We start from the raw sequence: 23,480 nt of genomic DNA, 5'->3' as shown, positions 1-23,480 counted from the left end.
GAATCAGATGCTGACCTTGCGCAAGTTGTCTCCTTGGATCCTCCTGAAACCCCCGTTTCATGGATCCCTTCAAAGCCCAGTCTTCCCGATTGGGCTTTTTTTTTATGCGCGCTTTCCTCAGATCGCCAGTTCCTTCACTCTGTGCATAATTGACGTTTACGTCAACGTCAATAGACATCGAACAAGGAGACAGTTCATGCAGATTCAGGATCGCGTATTCATCGTGACCGGTGGCGCTTCAGGCTTGGGCGAAGGTACGGCGCGCATGCTGGCCGCCAACGGCGGCAAGGTCGTGATTGCCGACATGAATGCAGAGCGCGGCGAGGCCGTAGCCAGTGAGATCGATGGCGTCTATCTGCGCTGCGATGTCAGCAATGAGGCCGATGGTCAGGCCGTGGTCGCCAAAGCCACCAGCCTGGGCAAACTCGCCGGCCTGATCAACTGCGCCGGTATTGCACCGGCCGAGAAAACCGTAGGCAAGAGCGGCCCGCACAGCCTGGCCGTCTATACCAAGACCATCATGGTCAACCTGGTCGGCACCTTCAACATGATTCGCCTGGCAGCGGATGCCATGAGCAAGAATGAGCCAGAGCCTACCGGCGAGCGCGGTGTGCTGATTTCTACCGCCAGCGTCGCAGCCTATGACGGCCAGATCGGTCAGGCCGCCTACTCTGCCTCCAAGGGCGGCGTGGTCGGCATGACACTGCCCATTGCTCGCGACCTGGCTCGCAGCGGTATTCGCAATATGACGATTGCTCCCGGCATCTTCGGCACCCCCATGCTGTTCACCATGCCGCAGGAAGTTCAGGATGCACTGGCCGCCAGCGTGCCCTTCCCCAGTCGCCTGGGCAAGCCCGAGGACTACGCCAAGTTGGTCAAGCAAATCCTGGAAAACGACATGCTCAATGGTGAAGTCATCCGCTTGGACGGCGCCATTCGTATGGCCCCGAAATAATGGATAAATCAAAGGCCTTGCCGCAAGGCCTTCTCTCCGGATCCGGGCAAAGAAAAAGCCGCAATCAATTGCTTGATTGCGGCTTTTTGAATCTGGCGGAGTGGACGGGACTCGAACCCGCGACCCCCGGCGTGACAGGCCGGTATTCTAACCAACTGAACTACCACTCCTGGCAGGAAGCTTTGCTACATATCATGTAGCTGCAAGCGCTTCAAACTTGGCGACCCTACGGGGATTCGAACCCCGGTACTCACCGTGAAAGGGTGATGTCCTAGGCCTCTAGACGATAGGGTCAATTCCTAGAACGATTCGAGTCTTGCGACTCGCCGTCATTAATTTTGGTGGAGGTAAACGGGATCGAACCGATGACCTCTTGCATGCCATGCAAGCGCTCTCCCAGCTGAGCTATACCCCCTGAAGCAATGAAACAGTGTTTCTCTGCTGCAATGCAAAAATTGTAGCACAGGGTTTTCGCCAGTTTTTCCAAACTTCCAACATTTTGTCGAAAGCATGAAAAAGGGATGCAGAGCGCATCCCTTTTTCTTTCAGTGCCAAGCCTGATCAGCTCACGGCACCGCCATCGCGGATGCGATGCATTTCGCCGATATCCACAGTCCAGACCAGACCGTCGCCGATCTGCCCGGTGCGGCAGGCAGCGACGATGGCTTCGCGAATCACTGCCACCATGGACTCATCCACGATCACGCAAACCATGAGCTTGTCCGAAAAATCGGTCAGCTCATCCTTGACTGTGCGCTTGTCCACGGCAGCGGGGGCCGTAAAGCCCTCGGCCTTGAAGATTGTCACGCCAGGAAAGTTCGGAATCGCACGCAACTCGGTACGTAGGCGCTCCAACCGGCTGGGACGCACGATGGCGCGGATTTCTTTCATCGTCATCGGATCACTCCTTTCTCAAATCAAGCCTCGGTCGGCTTCTCGTCAAACCAGCGGTACAGCGTGGGCAGCACCACCAGCGTCAACAAAGTCGAGGTAATCAAACCACCGATCACCACGATAGCCAAGGGACGCTGAACTTCGGAGCCAGGACCCGTCGCAAACAGGAATGGCACCAGGCCCAGCAAGGCCACGGTTGCGGTCATCATCACGGGACGGAATCGCTGAGTACAGCCTTCGCGCACGGCTTCGGCCACGTCCATACCGTCCTGGCGCAGTTGGCGAATGCTGGATACAAGCACCACGCCGTTCAGCACAGCAATACCCCACAGGGCAATAAAGCCCACCGATGCCGGCACGCTCACATATTCGCCAGTGACAAACAAACCAATCAGGCCCCCAATCGAAGCAAAGGGCAGCACCAGAATGATCAGGCTTGCCAGCTTGATGGAGTTGAACAGCAGGAACAGCAGGAAGAAGATGGCCACGATGGTCAGCGGCACGATCACCTGCAGCGTGCCCATGGCGCGCTCCATGTTTTCGAACTGACCGCCGAACTTGAAGTAATAGCCGTCGGGCAGCTTGACTTCCTTGTCCAGGCGCTGCTCGACCTCGGCAACAAAGCCAGCCAGGTCACGCCCTTCCACGTTCGCGCCCACCACCACGCGGCGCTTGCCACCTTCGCGGCTGATCTGCGCAGGGCCATCGACCAGTTCGATCCGAGCCAGACTGCTCAGCGGCACTTGCGCGCCAGCCGCCGTGGTCAGCAGAGTTGCGCCAATGGCTTCGGGCGATCCACGATAGGACTCGGGGAAACGCACCACGACCGAGTAACGACGCTCACCCTCGTACAAGGTTGTCACGTCCTTGCCGCCAATGGCTGACTCCAGCAGGCTTTGCACATCGGCAACGTTCAGACCGTGACGAGCAATCGCCTTGCGGTCGATATCCACCGTCAGAGCCTGCTGACCCGAGAGTCGCTCGATACGTATGTCCGTACTGCCGGAGACGCTCTTCAGAATGCGCGCCACCTGCTCGGAGACTTCCTTGAGATCGTCCAGTTCATCACCGAACACCTTCACGGCCAGTTGCGAGCGCACGCCGGTCACCATTTCATCCACACGCTCGGAGATGGGCTGGGACAGCACAATCTGCACGCCGGGAATCTTGGACAGGCGCTGACGAATCTCTTCGTCGATCTCATCCTGGGTACGCTCGGACTCGGGATCCAGCAGCACGATGGGGTCAGACTCATTGGGGCCAGCAGGATCGGCCGGCGATTCGCCACGCCCCAGCTTGGACACCACGGACTTCACGCCGGGCACCTGCGCGACTTCCTTCATGGCAGCCATTTCCATACGAATGGATTCATCCAGGGAAATGCTGGGCACGCGGTTGATCTGCGGCGTCAGCGCACCTTCCTTCATGGTCGGCATGAAAGACTTGCCCAGGAACGGGAACAGGCCCAGCGATCCGATCAGCAAAGCCACGGCCACGGCCAGCGTCAGGCGGTTGCGTGCAGTCGCGCCGTCAAGCAAACGCAGATAGTGACGCTTGAGGAAGCCAATCAGCTTGGTATCGTGATCGGCGCCGCCCTTGAGGAAGTAGGAGCACAGCACGGGCGACAGGAACAGCGACACGGCCAGCGAGATCGCCAGAGCCATGGCGATGGTCAGCGCCAGCGGGCCGAACATCTTGCCTTCAATACCTTGCAGCGTCATCAGCGGCAGGAACACCAAGATGATGATGGCAATACCGAAGATGGTGGGTGTAGCAACTTCCACGGTGGCCGACAGAACGGTGCGAATGCGCTCGCCGCGCGAATTGCCCGCCTGCCCCAGTTTGTGGAAGACGTTTTCAACCACCACCACGGTGGCATCCACCATCAGACCAATGGCAATCGCCAAGCCACCCAAGGACATCAGGTTAGCCGAAATGCCGTACTTGTTCATCATGATGAAGGTGGTCAGCGGCGTGATGATCAGCGTCGCCACCACAATCAGGCTGGAACGCACATCGCCCAGGAAGATGAACAGCACCACAACCACCAGGAAGATGCCTTCAATCAGCACCTTGCCCACGGTCCAGAGAGCGGAATCCACCAGATCGGTACGGTCGTAGTAAGGAACGATCTGCAGGCCGCCAGGCAGCATGCCCTTGGAGTTGATCTCCTCCACCCGCTCCTTCACGCGGGTCACGACTTCCTTGGCATTGCCGCCGCGCATCATCAGCACGATGCCCGAAACGCCCTCGGTATAGCCGCCCTTGATGATGGCGCCCTGTCGCACCTCGGCGTCAATCTGCACCTTGGCCACATCACGCACATAGACCGGCACTCCTCCCTGCTCCTTGAGCACGATGTTGCCGATATCGTCCAGCGTGCGGATCATGCCCACGCCTCGAATCAGATACTGCTCGGTCACCTGCGGCAGGATGCCGCCACTGGCATTGGCATTGTTGTCCGCCACGGCTTGCACCACCTGACGCACGCTCAGGTTGTAGTGACGCAGGCGGGCAGGATCGACCAGCACCTGGTACTGCTTGACATATCCGCCCTGAGAGTTGATTTCAGCCACACCGGGAATGGATCGCAGCAACGGACGTGCCACCCAGTCCTGAATGGTGCGACGCTCCGTCAACTCGGCCTGGGTCAGCTCGCGCTTGCCATCATCGGGGTGGTCCAGCGTGTACTGGTAGACCTCACCCAGGCCGGTGGATACCGGCCCCAGTACCGGCACGATGCCTTCAGGCATGCGTGGCGTGACTTCGATCAGACGCTCCGTCACCAACTGCCGGGCAAAGTACACATCGGTCGCATCGGTAAACACCAGCGTGATGATGGACAGACCGCTCTTGTTGAGCGAGCGCATCTCTGCCAACCCGGGCAGTCCCGTCATGGCGATTTCGAGAGGCACGGTCACAAAACGCTCGATCTCCTCGGGCGAACGACCAGGGGCTTCGGTGGCAACCTGAACCTGCACATTGGTCACATCGGGGAAAGCATCCACCGACAGATTCATGGCGGCACGCAGGCCAAAGCCACACATCACCAGCGCCAGCACGACCACCACCAGCCGCTGCGATAGCGCGGCACGAATCATGGAGGCAATCATGGGCTTACTCCAGTTCTGCGCGCTTGCGCTCGTTGTTCAGGTGGAATGCACCTTCGACCACGATCTGGGAGCCTTCGCTCAACCCCTTGAGCACAGGTCTCAGACCACCGCTGGCCGCACCCAACTCCACCGGAGTCAGGCGATAGTGGTTTTCGGCTTTCTTGACGTAGACATGATCCTTGTCGTTCTCGCGAACGACCGCCAGCGCCGGGATCGCCAGAGTTTTCTCCATGGAACCCTGGATCTTCATGGTGGCCAGCATCTGGGGCTTCAGTGCCAGATCCTTGTTGTCAACCTGAGTGCGAATGGTCACAGTGCGGGTTTCGGGGGACACGGTATCGCCCACGTAGATGATCTTGCCCGAGATGGGAGCCTCCTCGACGGTCAGCCCCAGCGCTGGCACATCGATCTGCACGTTCTGGCCAGTCTGCACGCTGCGTGCAATTTGCTCAGGCAGCGCGCCTACCACCCAGACATTGGAGAGATCCGCCACAGTGAACAGAGGATCCCCCGGCTGCGCCACCTGACCCTGGCTGACCTGGCGCTCGATCACGATACCTGCAGCAGAAGCCGTGATGGCGGCATTCGGTGCCACATTGCCCTTGGCGCGCAAACTGCTCAGCGCATCAGCGGACAAGCCCATCAGCTTGAGCTGATCGCCTGCCGCCCTCAACTCTGCGCGCGCAATCTGCACTTCCGATTCGCGACGCAGCAGTTCTGCAGAGCCGATCACATCGGCAGCAATCAGCTGACGCGCCCGCTCTACGGAGCGCTCCGCCAGAGTTGCCGTGGCGCTGGCACGCATATAGGCCAGTTGAGCCGTGGTCAGCTCTGGGCTGGCGACGCGCGCCAGGGTCTGACCAGCTTTGACGCGATCACCGGTTTCGGCCAGCACCTCGGTCACACGCCCTGTCACGGCCGCACCGATGCGGGTGACCTTGCGTTCGTTGGCTTCAATGCGACCGGCAACCTCCTGCACCGATGCAACCTCGGCCTGCGTTACCGCGGCGGTCTTGAAGTTGGTTGCCATTTCGGCTGAGACAACCACTTCCATGGGGTCAAGCTCGGCCTTGGTATCTGCGGCAGCAACCGCAGCAGCCGGCTCCTCCTTGCCGCAGCCAGTCAGGGTCAATGTTGTCAGCCCGGCCAACGCCAGTGCCAGAACCAGAGAGGCGGGACGCGCAGTCCTGGAGTGATGATGAGAAGACATAAAGCGAACTCAAAAAATACGAAAACGTGGTCTTGACTTTGAAAGCTCAAAGCGAGGAAGGCTGGGCATAGCGACCAGCCAGAAAATCCAGTTCAATCCGGGCGGATTGCAGCTGATAACGGGCTTCAAGCAAATCGGCGCGCACCGTGCGCAGCACGCGCTGGGCGTCCAGCACATCCAGAATGCCGCGCTCGCCGAAGCGGTAAGCAGCCTCGGCTACGCGCAGGGCCGATTCGGCCTCGCGCACCGCGCCCTCGCTCAGGGCCTTGGTGCGTACCTGCGCCATCTCCATGACCTTCCAGGCCTGCAACATTTGCTGCTCCAGCTCGGCCTTGCGACCTTCCATGCGCAGGCGAGCACGCTCAGCCTCCGAAGCAGCCTCATCAATCGGGCCGCGACGCTGGTCGAACAGCGGAATCTGCATGCTCACGCCGATGGTGTTATTGCGGATGTCAGGCTCGCGCGTCTGTGCGTAACGCAGCTCAAGACCCGGCCAACGGCTGGCTTTGGCACCGTTCTTCTGCGCTTCGGCCTTGTCCACCTCGGACTGCAGCTGCAGCAGCTCCGGATGGGACTGCCAGTTGATGTTCTGCAACTGCGCTTTCTCCACCGGATCCTGCAGAGACAGGGCCAGATCAAAGCGATTGGGCAACTGGCCTGCAGCCAGACGATTGAGCGTGAGCTGGGATTGCTCGGCCAGCAAACGGGCAGACTGCTCCTGCTGACGAGCGTTGATCAGTTCGGCATCGGCCTTGATGATTTCGTAACGCGCCGCCTCACCGCTGGAAACACGTACGCGTACACGCTCATGTGCCTGCTCCAGCAGCTTGACGGCGTCATAGGCGGCCTGTGCCTGCGCCTGTCGCAGGACCACCTCGTAGGCCTTGAGCTTGACCTGAGCCACAAGTGCATTGCGCGATGCAGCAATCTGGTGCACGGATGCTCGCTGCCCGGCTTGCGCCGCCTCGATACGAGCAGCGCGCACGGAAGGCATTTCTATGGGAACCGAGATCCCCATGGTCTGCACATTGCCGGGCGTGGCCGATGCCAGACGCGCCTTGTTGTCGCCGCGACTCCACTCCAGCTTGGGGTTGGGCAGCGCGCCAGCGCTGACCACGGCTGCCTGAGCCGTGAAGCTCGACTGCTGCACTGAGCGCAGCTCGGGATTGTTGTCCAGCACGGTCTGCACCAGCTGCGTCAAAGTCAGCTTGGGCTGCGCCTGATCTGAAAGGGTGCTGCTGATTTGTGGTGTGCCATGAGCATTGGTCTGAGCATGCGCAGCCAGAGCTGCAGCGAGACACAAGCCGAACACAGCCGCGCGTTTGGGGCTCCGCAATGGTGCATGGCCAGAAGAATTCTTACTGGCCTTGGCCGGTAAAAAAGCCGGCACTATCGATCTATTGAACATAGAACACAGCTGCCTTCTTGAGGGCAGATAAAGTGAGGAAAGGGTCGAAAACCCGTCATGCACATGCGGCGGCCGCCGCATGCGATGCAGGATCAGTTACACCTGAGCAGGTGATGCCGCCCCAGACCTGTCTCAGAGCCATGCTCTGCAGACAAGCACATTCCAGGCCAGCAGGCGCTGGAATAGCGGGCGGCAGGTATCGGGGTCTAAAAAGCCCAGCGCAAACGTTCTGACGTGATGACGTCAGCTGAGCTGGAGCTAGCCTGCCTGCGGCAGGCCGAGACTTGGCGGACGCAACATGCTTTCCGGCCAGGGATGAGTCGGGTGCACCACATGCCCCTGAGGAGGCACCCGGACATCGGCCACACCTACAGCTACCGCTTCAGGAGGGCCAAACAATTCATTGCGATCATCTTGCGCCGGATTGAGTTCGGCAGTGCGATGTGGACGGTGAATGGAGAACTCCACCGTATCTTCTTCCACATCGTCCTCGAACTCCTGCAGCACATCGACACCGTATTCGTGCGGCTCTGCGTCGAGTACATAAGCCATGGCCACCACATCTTGCGAACCTGCCGGCCACATGGCGATGAGTTGCACCCCTATGATGGAGGCGAACATCAGCAGCGACAGCAGAAAGGAAGACGCCGGGCGCATGGATCGAAGGAGCTGTGGTTAAACGAACAACAATGAAGGGATGAAACAGTCACCGGGAAGCAGGCCCAATGGTGACAAGATGGTGTACCGATTGGCAGCAAAAGTTCCCGCATGGAAAACTTTTGTCAATATCTGTAAGGGTGAACGATAGCGTATCGCCATAGCACTTGCATGGCAAGGGTATCTTGCTAGAAAGTCAGGAGCACATCAAATCTGCCAGAGCGCCACAGACAAGAAAAAAGCCGCAATCAATTGCTTGATTGCGGCTTTTTGAATCTGGCGGAGTGGACGGGACTCGAACCCGCGACCCCCGGCGTGACAGGCCGGTATTCTAACCAACTGAACTACCACTCCTGGCAGGAAGCTTTGCTACATATCATGTAGCTACAAGCGCTTCAAACTTGGCGACCCTACGGGGATTCGAACCCCGGTACTCACCGTGAAAGGGTGATGTCCTAGGCCTCTAGACGATAGGGTCAATTCCTAGAACGATTCGAGTCTTGCGACTCGCCGTCATTAATTTTGGTGGAGGTAAACGGGATCGAACCGATGACCTCTTGCATGCCATGCAAGCGCTCTCCCAGCTGAGCTATACCCCCAAAAACTGTGGCGGAGTGGACGGGACTCGAACCCGCGACCCCCGGCGTGACAGGCCGGTATTCTAACCAACTGAACTACCACTCCTGGCAGGAAGCTTTGCTACATATCATGTAGCTACAAGCGCTTCAAACTTGGCGACCCTACGGGGATTCGAACCCCGGTACTCACCGTGAAAGGGTGATGTCCTAGGCCTCTAGACGATAGGGTCAATTCCTAGAACGATTCGAGTCTTGCGACTCGCCGTCATTAATTTTGGTGGAGGTAAACGGGATCGAACCGATGACCTCTTGCATGCCATGCAAGCGCTCTCCCAGCTGAGCTATACCCCCAAAAACTGTGGCGGAGTGGACGGGACTCGAACCCGCGACCCCCGGCGTGACAGGCCGGTATTCTAACCAACTGAACTACCACTCCTGGCAGGAAGCTTTGCTACATATTATATAGCTACAAGCGCTTCAAACTTGGCGACCCTACGGGGATTCGAACCCCGGTACTCACCGTGAAAGGGTGATGTCCTAGGCCTCTAGACGATAGGGTCATAACCTAGAATCTTTGCTTTCGCACCGATTAAAAAAGCGCCTTCTGAAAATAAAGGCGCTTTTTTAATCAAGCGACTAGCCAAACTGGCGGAGTGGACGGGACTCGAACCCGCGACCCCCGGCGTGACAGGCCGGTATTCTAACCAACTGAACTACCACTCCTGGCAGGAAGCTTTGCTACATATCATGTAGCTACAAGCGCTTCAAACTTGGCGACCCTACGGGGATTCGAACCCCGGTACTCACCGTGAAAGGGTGATGTCCTAGGCCTCTAGACGATAGGGTCAATTCCTAGAACGATTCGAGTCTTGCGACTCGCCGTCATTAAATTTTGGTGGAGGTAAACGGGATCGAACCGATGACCTCTTGCATGCCATGCAAGCGCTCTCCCAGCTGAGCTATACCCCCAAAAACTCTCTGCAAGACAACCTTTTAATCAGTTGCGTTTTGCAGAGACTCGAATTATAGACAGGTTTTTAGCGATTTTTCAAACGCGCGATAACTTTTTCACGTCCAAGCAATTCCAGCACTGCATCGACCGATGGCGTATGGGCTGTGCCCACCGTCAAAACACGCACAGGCATGGCCAGCACAGGCATCTTCACGCCCTGCGCCTTGAGCAGCTCCTTGATCGCAGCCGCAATGGCTTCCTTGGTCCATGCCACGTTTTCCACCACGGCAGCAAATGCATCCAGCACGGGGTTGGCCGCCTCGGTCACATGCTTGGCGTAGTCTTCCGCATTGCGCTCCACGCTGTCCACATAGAAGACCTTGGCCCAGTTGGCCAGATCCACCAAGGTCTCACAACGATCCTTGAACAAGGCAGCAATGCGCACCAGACGGTCATCGGCGTCGATCAGGCTCTCGGCCACGCCCGCCTTGACGACAAAGGGCTTGACCAACCGGGCCAGTTCGGCGTCGTCCATGGCCTTCAGATGCTGGGCATTGACCCAGCGCAGCTTGGCTTCGTCAAACTGGCCGGCGCTGCGACCCAGGTGATCCAGGTTGAACCACTCCAGGAACTGGGCACGGCTGAAAATTTCGTCGTCGCCGTGGCTCCAGCCCAGACGGGCCAGATAGTTGACCATGGCGTCGGGCAGATAGCCCTCATCGCGGTACTGGGTCACGGCCTTGGCGCCGTTGCGCTTGCTCATCTTCTCGCCCTGCTCGTTGAGCACGGTGGGCAGATGGGCAAAGGTCGGCACGGTGGCGCCCAGCGCCTCAAAGATGTGGATCTGGCGCGGCGTGTTGTTCACATGGTCGTCGCCACGGATGACATGGGTGATGTTCATGTCCATGTCGTCCACGCAGACGCAGAAGTTGTACGTGGGCGTGCCGTCGGGACGGGCAATCACCAGATCGTCCAGCTCGGAGTTCTGGAACTCGATACGGCCCTTGCACTTGTCATCCCAGCCCACCACGCCGGTTTGCGGAGTCTTGAAGCGCAGCACGGGCTTCACGCCTTCGGGAATCGCGGGCAGGACCTTGCCCTCCTCGGGGCGCCAGGTGCCGTCATAGCGGGGCTTTTCCTTGGCGGCCATCTGCTTTTCACGCAGCGCGTCCAGTTCCTCCATGCTCATATAGCAGGGGTAGACATAGCCTTTTTCCTGCAAGGTCGCCAGCACCTGCTTGTAGCGATCCATGCGCTGCATTTGGTAGAACGGGCCTTCGTCATGGTCGAGCTGCAGCCACTCCATGCCTTCCAGGATCACGTCCACGGAAGCCTGGGTGGAGCGCTCCAGATCGGTGTCTTCAATGCGCAACACGAAGTCACCGCCATTGGCGCGCGCAAACGCCCAGGGATAGAGGGCCGAACGAATATTGCCCAGATGGATGAAGCCCGTGGGCGAAGGGGCAAAGCGGGTGCGAATTTTGTTGTTTGTCATATCAGAAATCCTTGTACGACATTCCCCGTGCCAAGGCTGCGGCGCTTGACACGCACGCAGTCTCGGCCAGAGATGCCGAGCAAGAGCCACCTCGCAGCGCAGGCATAGTCCCCCTTGCGGGGGAAGGCGCGAAGCGGCTCAGGGGGTGCTTCACAGCGTATCCAGTCCGCGAGCCAGGTCGACCTTGAGGTCTTCCAGATGCTCAAGGCCCACGGAAATACGAATCAGACCCTGACCCACGCCAGCAGCCTGACGCTGGTCTTCGGTCAAACGGCCATGCGAGGTGCTGGCGGGATGGGTGATGGTGGTCTTCACATCGCCAAGGTTGGCCGTGATCGAGCACAGACGCGTGCTGTCCACCACATGGAAGGCATTGGCACGCAGCTGCTCGGCACCCTCGCCCACCACGTCGAAGGCCAGCACGGCACCGCCCATGCCGTTTTGCTGGCGCATGGCCAGCTCATGCTGAGGATGGCTCTTGAGGCCCGGGTAGTACACACGCGCCACCTTGGGATGGGCTTCCAGCCAGGCGGCAAACTCCAGCGCCGCAGCGCTTTGCGCCTTGACGCGCAAAGCCAGGGTTTCCAGGCCCTTCATCACCGTCCAGGCGTTGTAGGGAGCGATGTTCAGACCACCGCTGCGCAAGAAAGTGCCCATGACCTTGTCCACCAGGGCAATGGTGCCGCAAACCGCACCAGCCATGACGCGGCCCTGGCCGTCGAGGAACTTGGTGCCCGAGTGCACGACGAGGTCGGCGCCGAACTTCACGGGCTGCTGCAGCACGGGAGTGGCGAAGCTGTTGTCCACGGCCAGCAGCGCGTTGTTGGCGTGCGCCAGCTCGGCCAGTGCGGCGATGTCGCAGAGATCGGTCAGCGGGTTGGTGGGCGTCTCGGCAAACAACATGCGCGTGTTGGGCTTGATGGCCGCCTTCCAGGCTTCGATATCGGTCTGCGAGACAAACGTGGTTTCCACGCCGAAGCGTGCCATCTCGGTTCCCAGCAGCTTGATGGTGGAGCCGAACATGGACTGCGAGCAGATCACGTGATCGCCCGTCTTGAGCGCCGTCAGCGCCACCAGCAAGATGGCCGACATGCCGGTGGAAGTCGCGACCGCACATTCCGTACCCTCCATGGCCGCCAGACGCTTTTCAAAGCTGGTGACCGTGGGGTTGCCGGTGCGGCTATAGGTGAAGCCCGGCTCTTCATTGGCAAAACGGCGCGCTGCGGTCGCCGCATCGGGCTGCACAAAGCTGCTGGTCATGTACAGGGCTTCGCAATGCTCGCCCCACTGGCTGCGCTCGACCGCTTCGCGCACGGCCAGAGTTTCAGGATGCAAACCTTCGGGTAATGTCTTGTTGGTCACAATCGTCAAATCCAGATGGTTGGTACCGGTCATGAGTCCGCTGCAGACCGCCAATCAGGCCCGCACGCATGCTGCTCTACCAGCTTGACCGGTGGCACTCGCCGTGCCGGTCTTTGAATATGCCTTGCTCATACTCCAAAAAATCCGAGTCAAATCAGACTCAAATGCTTTATGGACATACGTCATGCGCTCACTATTAAAGAGCACACCGACCGCGCGGCTCTGCCATTGTCCTCCCGAATGAAAAGGGTTGCCTAAGCAACCCTTTCCGACTCGGTCATTCGCTGCGAATTAATGCCAGCGCTCAGCTTTCCTGAGCATTCGGCAGGGACAGGCGCGAAGTGTCTTCGCTCTCCTCTTCGCTGCCGCGGTTGCGGCCCTCGTTGAGCGCCGTCACCTCTTCATCGGAAATATCGCCAGTGATATAGATGCCGTCGAAACACGATGCCTCGAAACCGCTCACCTGGGCATTGATCTTGCCCACGGCCTGCTTCATGGCTTCCACGTCCTGATAGATCAGCGCATCGCAGCCGATGACCTGGCGAATTTCCTCGACCGTGCGGCCGTGAGCCACCAGCTCGGAACGCGTGGGCATGTCGATGCCATACACATTGGGGTGACGCACGGGAGGCGCAGCCGATGCCAGATACACCTTGTTGGCACCTGCATCGCGCGCCATCTGCACGATTTCCTTGGAGGTGGTGCCGCGCACAATGGAGTCATCGACCAACAGCACATTGCGGCCCTTGAACTCGCTGCTGATGGCGTTGAGCTTCTGGCGCACCGACTTCTTGCGAGCACCCTGGCCCGGCATGATGAAGGTACGGCCCACATAGCGGTTCTTCACAAAACCTTCGCGATAGGGCTTGCCCAGCAACTGTGCCAGTTGCATGGCGCTGGGGCGGCTCGATTCGGGAATGGGAATCACCGCATCGATTTCATTGGGCGGCACCATGGAGATCACGCGCTTGGCCAGCGTCTCACCCATGTTCAGACGAGCCTGATAGACCGAAATGCCATCCATGGTGGAGTCGGGACGTGCCAGATACACATACTCGAACACGCAGGGATTGAGCTGGGTCTTTTCAGCGCATTGCTGGCTCTCGACGCGACCGTCGTTGTGGACGAAGATCGCTTCGCCGGGAGCAATGTCGCGCTCGAACTGATGGGTTGTACCTTCCAGCGCCACGGACTCGCTGGCCAGCATGATGGTGCCATCATTGCCGCGGCCCATGCACAGCGGACGAATGCCAAAGGGATCGCGGAAGGCCAGCAGGCCGTAGCCGGCGATCAGCGCGATCACGGCGTAAGAGCCCTTGATGCGCTTGTGCACCGCACGCACGGCTTTGAAGATTTCCTCGCTCTGCAGCGGAGCGCCGCTGGAGGCGCGACCGATCTCGTGCGCCAGCACGTTGAGCAGGACCTCGGAGTCGCTTTCGGTGTTGGTGTGGCGATGGTCGGTATCCGCCAGCTCGCGGCGCAGCTGCTTGGCATTGGTGAGGTTGCCGTTGTGCACCATGACGATGCCGAAGGGCGCATTCACGTAGAAGGGCTGAGCCTCTTCCTCGCTGGAGGCATTGCCCGCCGTGGGATAACGCACCTGACCCAGACCCACATCACCGGGCAGAGCACGCATATTGCGGGTGCGGAACACATCCTTCACCATGCCCTTGGCCTTGTGCATGAAGAACTTGCGTTCCTGCTGGGTCACGATGCCGGCTGCATCCTGCCCACGGTGCTGCAGCAGCAGCAAAGCGTCATAAATCAGCTGATTCACGGGTGTGGTGCTCACCACACCAACGATTCCACACATAGTTGCGTTCCATCTGTTCGCGAAAGTCGCCCTTCGCCACACTCGCCTGCTTCGCCACCCATTGGCTAGCCTGCGCTTTGATATCCGGCATGGCGGATCACGCCAACACCAAACTCTCGTCGGCACCCACTGCGTTTTACAGCAAGCGCCTTAGCCACTTTCAACCCTTAGGTAAATTGCGGCAAAAAACTTCGCTTCAAGAGGATGCCTTGGGCAGATACTGCCCCCACTCCTCTGGCAGAGTCGGCAGCACCCAGCCCAGCGCCTCGGTCAACCAGGGCGCCAGCACCGAGTCCTGCCACCACAAAGCCTTGTGCAGCGGCGTGTACTGGATCACCAGAGCCAGCACCAGCAGCATCAAGCCACCACGCAAGACACCGAACAATGCGCCCAGGGTGCGATCCACAGGTCTCAGACCCACGGCTTCAATCAACTGCTTGGACAGCCAGGAGATCACTCCCCAGGCAAACATGGACCCCACCAGCAGCATCACAAAGCCCGCCGCATAACGCAGTTGCATGTCCCAACCATCCAGCGGCAGCCATACCGCCACCTCTTGCGCCCAGGTCCGCGCGACCATGAAGGCCACCAGCCAGCCCAGCAAGGACAGGACTTCATAGACCAGACCGCGCCAGGCCCCCAGCAACAAGGAACCCAGCACAACGACCACAAAAATCCAGTCCAGCGTGCTCATCAATCAAACCGTTGCCGGAAAACCGGTCTCAAGCCTTGAACACCGATGCCGGCAAGCCCAGGGCCTTGGCCCTGGCGGCAGCCTTCTCCGCTTCTTCGCGGCTCTTGAAAGGCCCCATGCGAACACGTGTGCGCTTGCCGTCCTTGGTATCCACGGTCTGGGTAAAGGCTCCAGCACCCAGCTTGCCCTTGATTTCGTTGGCCTTGCCGACTTCGGCAAAGGCACCGATCTGAACGATAAAGCGCTCGTTAGTCGCAGCAGCCTCCTTGACCGGTGCTGCTTCCGAGGTACTGCGCCCCTCCAGCAGTGCACGGGCACGAGCGGCCTCGTCCGCCTTGGGCGTGTCCGGCTTGTGCTTGGGCTCGGGTTTGGCTTCCGGCTTCTTGACCTCAGGTTTGACCTCGGCCTTGGGCTTTTCAGGCTTCGGTTCCGGCTTGCGCTCTGGCTTTACTTCCGGCTTGGGCTGAGGTTTGACCTCTGGTTTGGGCTCGGGCTTGACCTGAGATGCCACCGCAGCGGCAGTTCCGACGGCAGCCGCAGTGACCGCAGCCCCGACCACCGGCGCAGCAGGCACCACAGCGGCCGCCGCAGGAGCTGCAGGCCTGGCCGAGGGGGCAAGCACTTCTTCGCCATCATCCAGAGAAGCATTGGCAGCAACACGCCCTGACGGTGCAGCCGTCTGGCTCGCCACCTGGGTGCCAGGCACGACCTCGGGAGCCGAGTTGGCCTGATCGGGAATTTCAATCGGAATATTGACCGGAATGGGACGTGGCTGCGTATCGAACAGCAGCGGGAAGCCCACCACACCGATCAGCACCAACACGGCCGCCCCGATGAGGCGATGACGTGCGCGGCGGCGCATGGCTTCCACGCTTTCGCCCTGGGCCAAGCGGCTGGGGCGCTTGGCTCCGGCCACGGACTCGGCTTCGTCTTTTTTGCCAGGCCAACGGAAATTGAAAAATGCCATGAGTGAGGACTTGTTGAGGCCTGCCACCCGACAAAAGCCGGGGCGGCAGACCGCTGACTCAGTGAGCCAGGTGTTTGGCGTTCAGACGAGGCGTGCCGTTTTGCAACACTCCGCCCACGGTGAAGAACGATCCAAAGACCACGATTCTATCAGCCGCCTCCGTTGCCGCGACTGCGGCATCCAGGGCCTGCTGGGGATTGGCAAAGGTCTGCATGCTCACATCTTTGCGGATCACGCCCTGGGCCTGCAACTGCTGCAGCTTGGCCTTGAGGTTTTCTGCAGAATCCGCACGCGGCGTGGGCAGGTCGGTGAAATACCAGCGATCGACCAGCGGCCCCACCTTGGTGAGCATGGGCTCCCAGTCCTTGTCGGCCATGGCACCGAATACGGCATGCGTGGTCGGGAAATAGCCCATGGCATCGAGATTCGCCGTGAGCGCCGCCACCGAGTGCGGGTTATGCGCCACATCCAGCACCAGCGTGGGCTGACCGGGAACGATCTGGAAGCGACCGGGAAGCTCCACCATGGACAAGCCCGTGCGCACGGCCTGCGCCGTCACAGGCAGCTTGCCGCGAATGGCTTCATAAGCGGCCAGCACGCCGGAAGCATTCATCAACTGATTGGCTCCGCGCAGCGCCGGATAGGCCAGCCCCGCATAGCGGCGGCCACGGCCGGCCCAGCCCCATTGCTGCTTGTCGCCGTCGTAGTTGAAATCCTTTCCGAAGCGCCAGAGGTCGGCACCGATTTCGGTCGCATGGTCGATCACGCTTTGCGGCGGCACGGGGTCGCTGACGATGACGGGACGACCGGCACGCATGATGCCGGCCTTTTCGCGGCCAATGCTTTCGCGATCGGGGCCCAACAGTTCCATGTGATCGAGATCGATGCTGGTGATGATGGCGCAGTCGGCATCGATGATATTGGTGGCATCGAGCCGGCCTCCCAGACCCACCTCCAGAATCGCCACATCCAGCCTGGACAGGCTCATCAGGCGCAATATTGCCAGCGTGGTGAACTCGAAGTAAGTGAGTGCAACCTCTTGTCCGTCCTTCACCCTGGCCTGCTCCACCGCCTCGAAATGCGGCATCAGCTCCTCGGCCTTGACGATCTCGCCGCCCACACGGCAGCGCTCTTCAAAGTGAACCAGATGCGGCGAGGTATAGACACCGGGGCGATAGCCGGACTGCAGGGCCACGGCCTCCAGCATGGCACAGGTCGAACCCTTGCCATTGGTGCCGGCCACCGTGATGACGGGGCAGTCAAATTGCAGGCCCATGCGCTGTGCGACTTCACGCACGCGATCCAGACCCAGGGCGATGTTCTGGGGATGCAGGCGCTCGCAATAAGCCAGCCAGGCATCCAAGGTGGGAAATATGGTGTGCATACTGGGCGCTATTGTCGCCCACTGTCAGAGGCCCTATGGCTGCCGGCACTTGGCAAATGCGTTACATCTGACTCCAACAGTTTCACAGCTACCGAACACCATGAGCAAGATCACCACCGTCTACGGCATCCCCAATTGCGACACCGTCAAGAAAGCACGCAGCTGGCTCAGTGAGCAAGGTATTACTTACGAATTCCACGACTTCAAGAAACAAGGCGTTCCCGCCGAGCGTCTGCCCCAGTGGATGCAGGCTCTGGGCTGGGAAAAGCTGCTCAACCGCCAGGGCACGACCTGGCGCAAGCTCGATGACGCGACAAAGGCCTCTGCCGTGGATGCGCCCAGTGCCGCCGCCGTGATGCAGGAGCACGCCAGCACCATCAAGCGACCCGTGGTGGAATGGGCCGACGGGAAAATCACCGTTGGTTTCAAGGCCGATGAATGGGATACGCTGCAAAACACATAAGCAACCGCTCACATTTACACATGGCTTTACCTAGTTTTACGGTGCCGAGTGCTTGAATTTACGCAGATCCCCTAAACTTTTCGGTGATCTGATGCGTTAAAGCTTCAGAGACAGGAGAGATGTTGATGAAAACTCTGGCAGTTTTGACTTTGACCGCCGTGGCCGCCACCGGGGCCTATGCCCAGGAGCGCGGTCGCGTGCTGTCCTCGACCCCCATCACCCAGCAGGTCGCCGTGCCACAGCAGGTCTGCAGCGACCAGCCGGTGGCGGTTGCACCTCGCCCCACCGGTGCGGGTGCCGTGGTCGGAGCCATTACCGGCGGCCTAATCGGCAATGCCATCGGTGGCGGCGGCGGCCGTGCAGCAGCCACGGCAGCCGGCGTTGTCGGCGGTGCCATGCTGGGCAATCAGGCCGAAGCCTCCGGCCCGGTGCAGTACCAGAACATGCGCCAGTGCAGCACGCAGACCTTCTACCAGAACCGTACCGTGGGCTACAACGTGACCTATGAGTACAACGGTCGCAACTACACCACGCAGACCGCCAACCCGCCCGGCCAATGGATTGCGCTGAATGTGCAGCCCGTGGCCAACGACCCGGTCTACAGCAACGACGGCTACTACAGCACCCAGACGCCTCCCCAGGGCGCCTACAGCACCAGCTATCCGCAGAACTACGACAGCGGCTATTACGCCCCTCAGCCCGTGGCGCCCACCTACTCGGTAGGCTCGACCTACTCGGCGTCTGACTATGTGGCGCCGCTGCTGATCGGCGCCGCCATCGGTGCAGGCGCCTACTACGCCACCCGCCCCCATTACTACCGCCCTGGCTACCGTCCGGGCTGGCACGGAGGCCACGGCGGCCATGGCTGGCGCCGCTGACCCAAGCCGATCCGGCCTTGCAGGCCGCTCAGGAGCCCCGTCACGGGGCTCTTGTTTTTCCTGCCTTTGCCTGGCATTCGCACAGGTGCAAATCCCGTGGCCTAAAATCAATGCTTTTGATCTTCGACCACGCACAGCGTACTTCTTCCATGACCACCGAAACCATCGCAGGCGTCAGCCTCACCACCAAGGCCAATGTTTACTTTGACGGCAAGTGCGTCAGCCACAGCTTCACGCTGGCCGACGGCACCAAGAAGTCGGTGGGCGTGGTGCTGCCTGCAACGCTGACCTTTGGCACCGCAGCCGCAGAAATCATGGAATGCGTGGGCGGCTCCTGCGAATACAAGCTCGACGGCAGCGACGAGTGGAAGAAGTCCTCGGCCGGCGAGAGCTTCCAGATTCCCGCGAACTCCAAGTTCGACATCCGCGTGACCGAGGCTTACCACTACATCTGCCACTACGCGTAATCCGCGCCTGGCCCGGCTTCGGGCCAGACCCGAGAATTTCAAGCCTTTTCAGCCCCAATCGCTTACCCATCAAGCGCTTGCAGCTATCACTTTGAAGAGAAATCTCATGGAAACAATTCTGCAACATGTTCCCGTCGGCCAGAAGGTCGGCATCGCCTTCTCCGGCGGCCTGGACACCTCTGCCGCTCTGCGCTGGATGAAGAACAAGGGTGCCCTGCCCTACGCCTACACGGCCAACCTGGGTCAGCCCGACGAAGCCGATTACGACGAAATTCCCCGCAAGGCGATGGAATATGGCGCAGAAAAGGCCCGTCTGATCGACTGCCGCCCCCAGCTGGCCAACGAAGGCATTGCCGCCATCCAGTCCGGCGCCTTCCACATTTCCACCGGCGGCATCACCTACTTCAACACCACGCCTCTGGGCCGTGCCGTGACCGGCACCATGCTGGTGGCAGCCATGAAGGAAGACGACGTCAACATCTGGGGTGACGGTTCGACCTTCAAGGGCAATGACATCGAACGCTTCTACCGCTACGGCCTGCTCACCAACCCCGCGCTGAAGATCTACAAGCCCTGGCTGGACAGCAACTTCATCGACGAGCTGGGCGGCCGTGCAGAAATGTCGGCCTTCATGACCAAGGAGGGTTTCGGCTACAAGATGTCGGCCGAAAAAGCCTACTCCACCGACTCCAACATGCTGGGCGCCACCCACGAAGCCAAGGATCTAGAGTTCCTGAACTCCGGCATCCGCATCGTGAACCCCATCATGGGCGTGGCTTTCTGGAAACCAGAAGTCGAAGTCAAGGCTGAAGAAGTCTCGATCACCTTCGAAGAAGGCCGTCCCGTGGCCATCAACGGCAAGGAATACACCGATGCCGTGGAAGTCTTCCTGGAGCTGAACCGCATCGGCGGCCGCCACGGCCTGGGCATGAGCGACCAGATCGAAAACCGCATCATCGAGGCCAAGAGCCGCGGCATCTACGAAGCCCCCGGCATGGCCCTGCTGCACATTGCCTACGAGCGTCTGGTGACCGGCATCCACAACGAAGACACCATCGAGCAGTACCGCATCAATGGCCTGCGCCTGGGCCGTCTGCTGTACCAGGGCCGCTGGTTCGACCCCCAGGCCATCATGCTGCGCGAATCCTCGCAGCGCTGGGTGGCCCGCGCCGTGACCGGCACCGTGACGCTGGAACTGCGCCGCGGCAACGACTACTCCATCCTGAACACCGAGTCGCCCAACCTGACCTACGCTCCCGAGCGTCTGTCCATGGAAAAGGTCGAAGATGCGCCTTTCAGCCCCATCGACCGCATCGGCCAGCTGACCATGCGCAACCTGGACCTGATCGACACCCGCGCCAAGCTGGCCATCTACTCGCAAGCCGGCCTGCTGAGCGTGAGCAGCGCCAACGCCCTGCCACAGCTGGGCAACGACAAGAAGTAATTCGGTTCACATCCACGAAAAAGCCGCTGCACTGCAGCGGCTTTTTTCATGCCGAATACGCCTCAATCGCTTGCAGGCAAATCGATTGAAGCTATCAGTATTGAGGCATCAGCGATTGATCTGATGCACCTGCTGCTCCAGCTGCCCCACATAGGCGGCCGTGCTGTTGTCCGACTCCTGGGCACGCTGCACCAGATGTGCCTCCAGCACATCAAGCCGGGCCATCACCTCTTCCTTGTCCCTGGCATGCAGTGCTTCCAGCACACCGCGCAGCTCGGTGAAGCGCGAAGCCTCGGCCTTGTCGGCCAGATCGCGCTGGGCCTGCATCTCCTTGGCGTGACGACGTGCCTCCAGCAGCACCGAGCCCTGCATCCACAGCACATAGGCGATGAAGAACACGCTCAGCAAAATCGTCAGCGCCAGCATGAGCACGCCCAGCGGTGCCTGGATTTCGGTCACGCCCAGCGAAACTGCGGCAGGGGCCGACAGCGCCGTCCAGTTGAAGGCGGCCAATACGGCAATCAGGGCCACGATGATGGCAATGCAGATGGTGCGAAAGTTCATGCTCTTCTCCTTGTACTCCGGGATGCCTTGTTTTAACCCAAGATCGCATCGGCTTGCGTCAGCAAGCGCCAGAAATGACAAAGCCGCTGTTGCCAGCGGCCCTGTCGTCATGATGCGTTCAGATCAGCGGCATGCGCCGGCTCAATTGGTCTCCGACAATTGCTCGAGGATCGCGGGATTCTCCAGAGTGCTGGTGTCCTGGGTAATCGCTTCTCCCTTGGCCAGCGAGCGCAGCAGGCGGCGCATGATCTTGCCGCTGCGGGTCTTGGGCAGGTTGTCGCCGAAGCGGATGTCCTTGGGCTTGGCAATCGGGCCGATCTCCTTGGCCACCCAGTTGCGCAGCTCGGTCGCAATCTGCCTGGCCTCTTCGCCCGTGGGCTTGCCGCGCTTGAGCACCACAAAGGCGCAGATGGCTTCGCCGGTCAGGTCGTCGGGACGGCCGACCACGGCGGCCTCGGCCACCAGATCGGTCTTGGCCACCAGGGCCGACTCGATTTCCATGGTGCCCATGCGGTGGCCCGAGACGTTGAGCACATCGTCGATACGGCCCGTGATGCGGAAATAGCCGCGGTCTTCGCTGCGCACGGCACCGTCGCCAGCCAGGTAGTAGCCCTTGAGCTCGTCGGGGAAGTAGCTCTTCTTGAAGCGCTCAGGGTCGCCCCAGATGGTGCGAATCATCGAAGGCCACGGCTTTTTCACCACCAGGATGCCGCCGGCGCCATTGGGGATCTCGTTGCCGGCCTCATCGACGATGGCAGCCGTGATGCCGGGCAGAGGCAGGGTGCAGGAGCCGGGCACCAGAGGCGTGGCACCGGGCAGCGGCGTGATCATGTGGCCGCCGTTCTCAGTCTGCCAGAAGGTGTCCACGATGGGGCAGCGCTCGCCGCCCACATGCTTGTGATACCACATCCAGGCCTCGGGATTGATGGGCTCGCCCACCGAGCCCAGCAGACGCAGGCTGGACAGATTCCAGTTCTTCGGGTGGACGCTGGGGTCGGAGTCCGCGGCCTTGATCAGCGAGCGGATGGCCGTGGGTGCCGTGTAGAAGATGCTGCACTGGTGGCGCTCTATCATCTGCCAGAAACGGCCCGCATTGGGGAAAGTCGGCACGCCTTCGAAGACGATCTGCGTGGCACCGGCCGCCAGCGGGCCATAGGCCACATAGCTGTGGCCGGTGATCCAGCCGATATCGGCCGTGCACCAGAAGACATCGCTGTCCCTGACATCAAAGGTCCACTCGAAAGTCTGCTTGGCCCACAGCACATAGCCGCCGGTGGCATGCTGCACGCCCTTGGGCTTGCCAGTGGAGCCACTGGTGTAGAGGATGAAGAGCGGGTGCTCGGCATTGACAGGCACGGCTTCGCACTCGGTGGATTGACCTGCCAGCGCATCGGTGAAGCTGATGTCGCGGCCCGCGACCATATTGCAGGCAGTGGCCGTGCGCTCGTAGACCAGCACGCTCTTGACGGCTTCGCAGCCGCCCAGCGCAATCGCGTCATCGACGATGGCTTTGAGCGGCAGCTCCTTGCCGCCGCGCATCTGGTAGTTGGAGGTGACGACCAGACTGGCGCCCACGTCCACGATGCGCTCCTGCACGGCCTTGGCCGAGAAGCCGCCGAACACCACGGAATGTGTCGCACCGATGCGTGCACAGGCCTGCATGGCCACCACGCCCTCGATGGTCATGGGCATGTAGATCAGCACACGATCGCCCTTTTGCACGCCGCGCGCCTTGAGCGCATTGGCGAACTGGCTCACGCGGGCGAGCAACTCTTTGTAAGTAACCTTGGTGACCTCGCCGCCGTCGGCTTCAAAGATGATGGCCGTCTTGTTCTCCACGGGCGTGCCCATGTGCTTGTCCAGACAGTTGGCGCTGGCGTTGAGCTCGCCGTCTGCAAACCATTTGTAGAACGGCGGGTTGCTCTGGTCCAGCACCTGGGTGAAGGGCTTGGTCCACTTCACGTTCTCGCGGGCCAGCCGTGCCCAATAGCCTTCATAGTCACGTTCGGCTTCGTCGCACAAGGCCTGGTACTGCGCCATGCCCGAGATGCGGGCCTTGGCGGCGAAATCCGCCGGGGGCGGGAACACTCGGTTTTCCACCAGCACGGATTCGATGGTTGATGTCGCAGCGCTCATCGTTTTGTCTCCTGATGCATAAGCAATGAAATAATTGTGGGTGTAC

The 23,480-nt window shown here is 60.3% G+C and carries 19 protein-coding genes and 14 tRNA genes; 5 read left to right on the top strand and 28 right to left on the bottom strand.

Features of this window, described 5'->3' with window-relative positions; all coding sequences use genetic code 11:
* The first annotated feature begins 196 nt into the window (after positions 1-196).
* Positions 197-955, top strand: a complete 759-nt coding sequence (locus MPZ60_RS07620; protein WP_034358959.1) for a 3-hydroxyacyl-CoA dehydrogenase — start codon at positions 197-199, stop codon at positions 953-955.
* Positions 956-1,048: 93 nt separating this feature from the next.
* On the opposite strand, the gene MPZ60_RS07615 is transcribed toward MPZ60_RS07620, so the two are convergent.
* The 26 genes from MPZ60_RS07615 to folC all read right to left on the bottom strand — a co-directional run bounded on the left by MPZ60_RS07615 (position 1,049) and on the right by folC (position 17,482).
* A tRNA-Asp gene (locus tag MPZ60_RS07615) sits at positions 1,049-1,125 on the bottom strand.
* Between the two features lie 48 nt (positions 1,126-1,173).
* A tRNA-Glu gene (locus MPZ60_RS07610) sits at positions 1,174-1,249 on the bottom strand.
* 45 nt (positions 1,250-1,294) lie between these two features.
* Positions 1,295-1,370: transfer RNA gene (locus MPZ60_RS07605), tRNA-Ala, on the bottom strand.
* A 146-nt stretch (positions 1,371-1,516) separates the two neighbouring features.
* Positions 1,517-1,852, bottom strand: a complete 336-nt coding sequence (locus tag MPZ60_RS07600; protein ID WP_012837587.1) for a P-II family nitrogen regulator — start codon at positions 1,850-1,852, stop codon at positions 1,517-1,519.
* A 20-nt stretch (positions 1,853-1,872) separates the two neighbouring features.
* Entirely contained in the window at positions 1,873-4,962 is a 3,090-nt protein-coding gene (locus MPZ60_RS07595; RefSeq protein ID WP_034359832.1) for an efflux RND transporter permease subunit, read from the bottom strand.
* 4 nt (positions 4,963-4,966) lie between these two features.
* Complete coding sequence (locus tag MPZ60_RS07590) at positions 4,967-6,172, bottom strand: efflux RND transporter periplasmic adaptor subunit (RefSeq protein WP_034359830.1); 1,206 nt, start codon at positions 6,170-6,172, stop codon at positions 4,967-4,969.
* Positions 6,173-6,218: 46 nt separating this feature from the next.
* On the bottom strand, positions 6,219-7,508 hold the full coding sequence (locus MPZ60_RS07585) for a TolC family protein (RefSeq protein WP_034359828.1): 1,290 nt from the start codon (positions 7,506-7,508) through the stop codon (positions 6,219-6,221).
* A 330-nt stretch (positions 7,509-7,838) separates the two neighbouring features.
* Positions 7,839-8,237 carry a hypothetical protein gene (locus MPZ60_RS07580; protein ID WP_012837584.1) on the bottom strand — a complete coding sequence of 133 codons (399 nt, stop codon included), beginning with the start codon at positions 8,235-8,237 and terminating at the stop codon, positions 7,839-7,841.
* A 277-nt stretch (positions 8,238-8,514) separates the two neighbouring features.
* Positions 8,515-8,591 (bottom strand) — tRNA-Asp (locus MPZ60_RS07575).
* A 48-nt stretch (positions 8,592-8,639) separates the two neighbouring features.
* Positions 8,640-8,715 (bottom strand) — tRNA-Glu (locus MPZ60_RS07570).
* Between the two features lie 45 nt (positions 8,716-8,760).
* A tRNA-Ala gene (locus MPZ60_RS07565) sits at positions 8,761-8,836 on the bottom strand.
* A gap of 8 nt (positions 8,837-8,844) precedes the next feature.
* A tRNA-Asp gene (locus MPZ60_RS07560) sits at positions 8,845-8,921 on the bottom strand.
* Positions 8,922-8,969: 48 nt separating this feature from the next.
* Positions 8,970-9,045: transfer RNA gene (locus tag MPZ60_RS07555), tRNA-Glu, on the bottom strand.
* 45 nt (positions 9,046-9,090) lie between these two features.
* Positions 9,091-9,166, bottom strand: a tRNA-Ala gene (locus MPZ60_RS07550).
* A gap of 8 nt (positions 9,167-9,174) precedes the next feature.
* Positions 9,175-9,251: transfer RNA gene (locus MPZ60_RS07545), tRNA-Asp, on the bottom strand.
* A 48-nt stretch (positions 9,252-9,299) separates the two neighbouring features.
* Positions 9,300-9,375, bottom strand: a tRNA-Glu gene (locus MPZ60_RS07540).
* Between the two features lie 86 nt (positions 9,376-9,461).
* Positions 9,462-9,538: transfer RNA gene (locus MPZ60_RS07535), tRNA-Asp, on the bottom strand.
* A gap of 48 nt (positions 9,539-9,586) precedes the next feature.
* A tRNA-Glu gene (locus MPZ60_RS07530) sits at positions 9,587-9,662 on the bottom strand.
* 46 nt (positions 9,663-9,708) lie between these two features.
* A tRNA-Ala gene (locus tag MPZ60_RS07525) sits at positions 9,709-9,784 on the bottom strand.
* A 68-nt stretch (positions 9,785-9,852) separates the two neighbouring features.
* A complete protein-coding gene (gltX, locus tag MPZ60_RS07520) occupies positions 9,853-11,262 on the bottom strand; it encodes a glutamate--tRNA ligase (RefSeq protein ID WP_034360500.1) in 1,410 nt (469 codons plus the stop codon).
* A gap of 150 nt (positions 11,263-11,412) precedes the next feature.
* Positions 11,413-12,624, bottom strand: coding sequence for an O-succinylhomoserine sulfhydrylase (locus MPZ60_RS07515; RefSeq protein ID WP_003061097.1), 1,212 nt, complete (start codon positions 12,622-12,624; stop codon positions 11,413-11,415).
* A gap of 304 nt (positions 12,625-12,928) precedes the next feature.
* The gene (gene purF / locus MPZ60_RS07510) at positions 12,929-14,437 is read right to left on the bottom strand and encodes an amidophosphoribosyltransferase (protein ID WP_003061095.1); all 1,509 of its coding nucleotides are present in this window, start codon (positions 14,435-14,437) and stop codon (positions 12,929-12,931) included.
* On the bottom strand, positions 14,382-14,528 hold the full coding sequence (locus MPZ60_RS07505; RefSeq protein WP_003057184.1) for a hypothetical protein: 147 nt from the start codon (positions 14,526-14,528) through the stop codon (positions 14,382-14,384). The genes purF and MPZ60_RS07505 overlap by 56 nt, the downstream gene beginning before the upstream one ends.
* Before the next feature lie 105 nt (positions 14,529-14,633).
* A complete protein-coding gene (locus MPZ60_RS07500) occupies positions 14,634-15,131 on the bottom strand; it encodes a CvpA family protein (protein WP_034360496.1) in 498 nt (165 codons plus the stop codon).
* 28 nt (positions 15,132-15,159) lie between these two features.
* On the bottom strand, positions 15,160-16,098 hold the full coding sequence (locus MPZ60_RS07495; protein ID WP_034360493.1) for an SPOR domain-containing protein: 939 nt from the start codon (positions 16,096-16,098) through the stop codon (positions 15,160-15,162).
* A 58-nt stretch (positions 16,099-16,156) separates the two neighbouring features.
* Complete coding sequence (folC, locus tag MPZ60_RS07490; RefSeq protein WP_034360491.1) at positions 16,157-17,482, bottom strand: bifunctional tetrahydrofolate synthase/dihydrofolate synthase; 1,326 nt, start codon at positions 17,480-17,482, stop codon at positions 16,157-16,159.
* Positions 17,483-17,582: 100 nt separating this feature from the next.
* Between folC and MPZ60_RS07485 the strand changes: the two genes are divergently transcribed.
* The 4 genes from MPZ60_RS07485 to argG all read left to right on the top strand — a co-directional run bounded on the left by MPZ60_RS07485 (position 17,583) and on the right by argG (position 20,734).
* Positions 17,583-17,945: an ArsC family reductase gene (locus MPZ60_RS07485; RefSeq protein ID WP_034360488.1), complete on the top strand. Its 363-nt coding sequence runs from the start codon at positions 17,583-17,585 to the stop codon at positions 17,943-17,945.
* A 125-nt stretch (positions 17,946-18,070) separates the two neighbouring features.
* On the top strand, positions 18,071-18,823 hold the full coding sequence (locus MPZ60_RS07480) for a glycine zipper 2TM domain-containing protein (protein ID WP_034360554.1): 753 nt from the start codon (positions 18,071-18,073) through the stop codon (positions 18,821-18,823).
* A 149-nt stretch (positions 18,824-18,972) separates the two neighbouring features.
* A complete protein-coding gene (locus tag MPZ60_RS07475; RefSeq protein WP_003057202.1) occupies positions 18,973-19,290 on the top strand; it encodes a pyrimidine/purine nucleoside phosphorylase in 318 nt (105 codons plus the stop codon).
* Positions 19,291-19,396: 106 nt separating this feature from the next.
* Complete coding sequence (gene argG / locus MPZ60_RS07470) at positions 19,397-20,734, top strand: argininosuccinate synthase (RefSeq protein ID WP_003057205.1); 1,338 nt, start codon at positions 19,397-19,399, stop codon at positions 20,732-20,734.
* A gap of 108 nt (positions 20,735-20,842) precedes the next feature.
* On the opposite strand, the gene MPZ60_RS07465 is transcribed toward argG, so the two are convergent.
* Both MPZ60_RS07465 and acs read right to left on the bottom strand, forming a co-directional pair.
* Positions 20,843-21,298: a hypothetical protein gene (locus tag MPZ60_RS07465; RefSeq protein ID WP_034360486.1), complete on the bottom strand. Its 456-nt coding sequence runs from the start codon at positions 21,296-21,298 to the stop codon at positions 20,843-20,845.
* A gap of 141 nt (positions 21,299-21,439) precedes the next feature.
* The gene (gene acs / locus MPZ60_RS07460; RefSeq protein WP_034360484.1) at positions 21,440-23,434 is read right to left on the bottom strand and encodes an acetate--CoA ligase; all 1,995 of its coding nucleotides are present in this window, start codon (positions 23,432-23,434) and stop codon (positions 21,440-21,442) included.
* Between the last annotated feature and the right edge of the window lie 46 nt (positions 23,435-23,480).

Source organism: Comamonas sp. 7D-2, assembly GCF_022749555.1.
Lineage (GTDB): Bacteria > Pseudomonadota > Gammaproteobacteria > Burkholderiales > Burkholderiaceae_C > Comamonas > Comamonas thiooxydans.
Note: the sequence above shows the minus strand (reverse complement) of the source record. Positions and strands in the feature narration are given on the sequence as shown.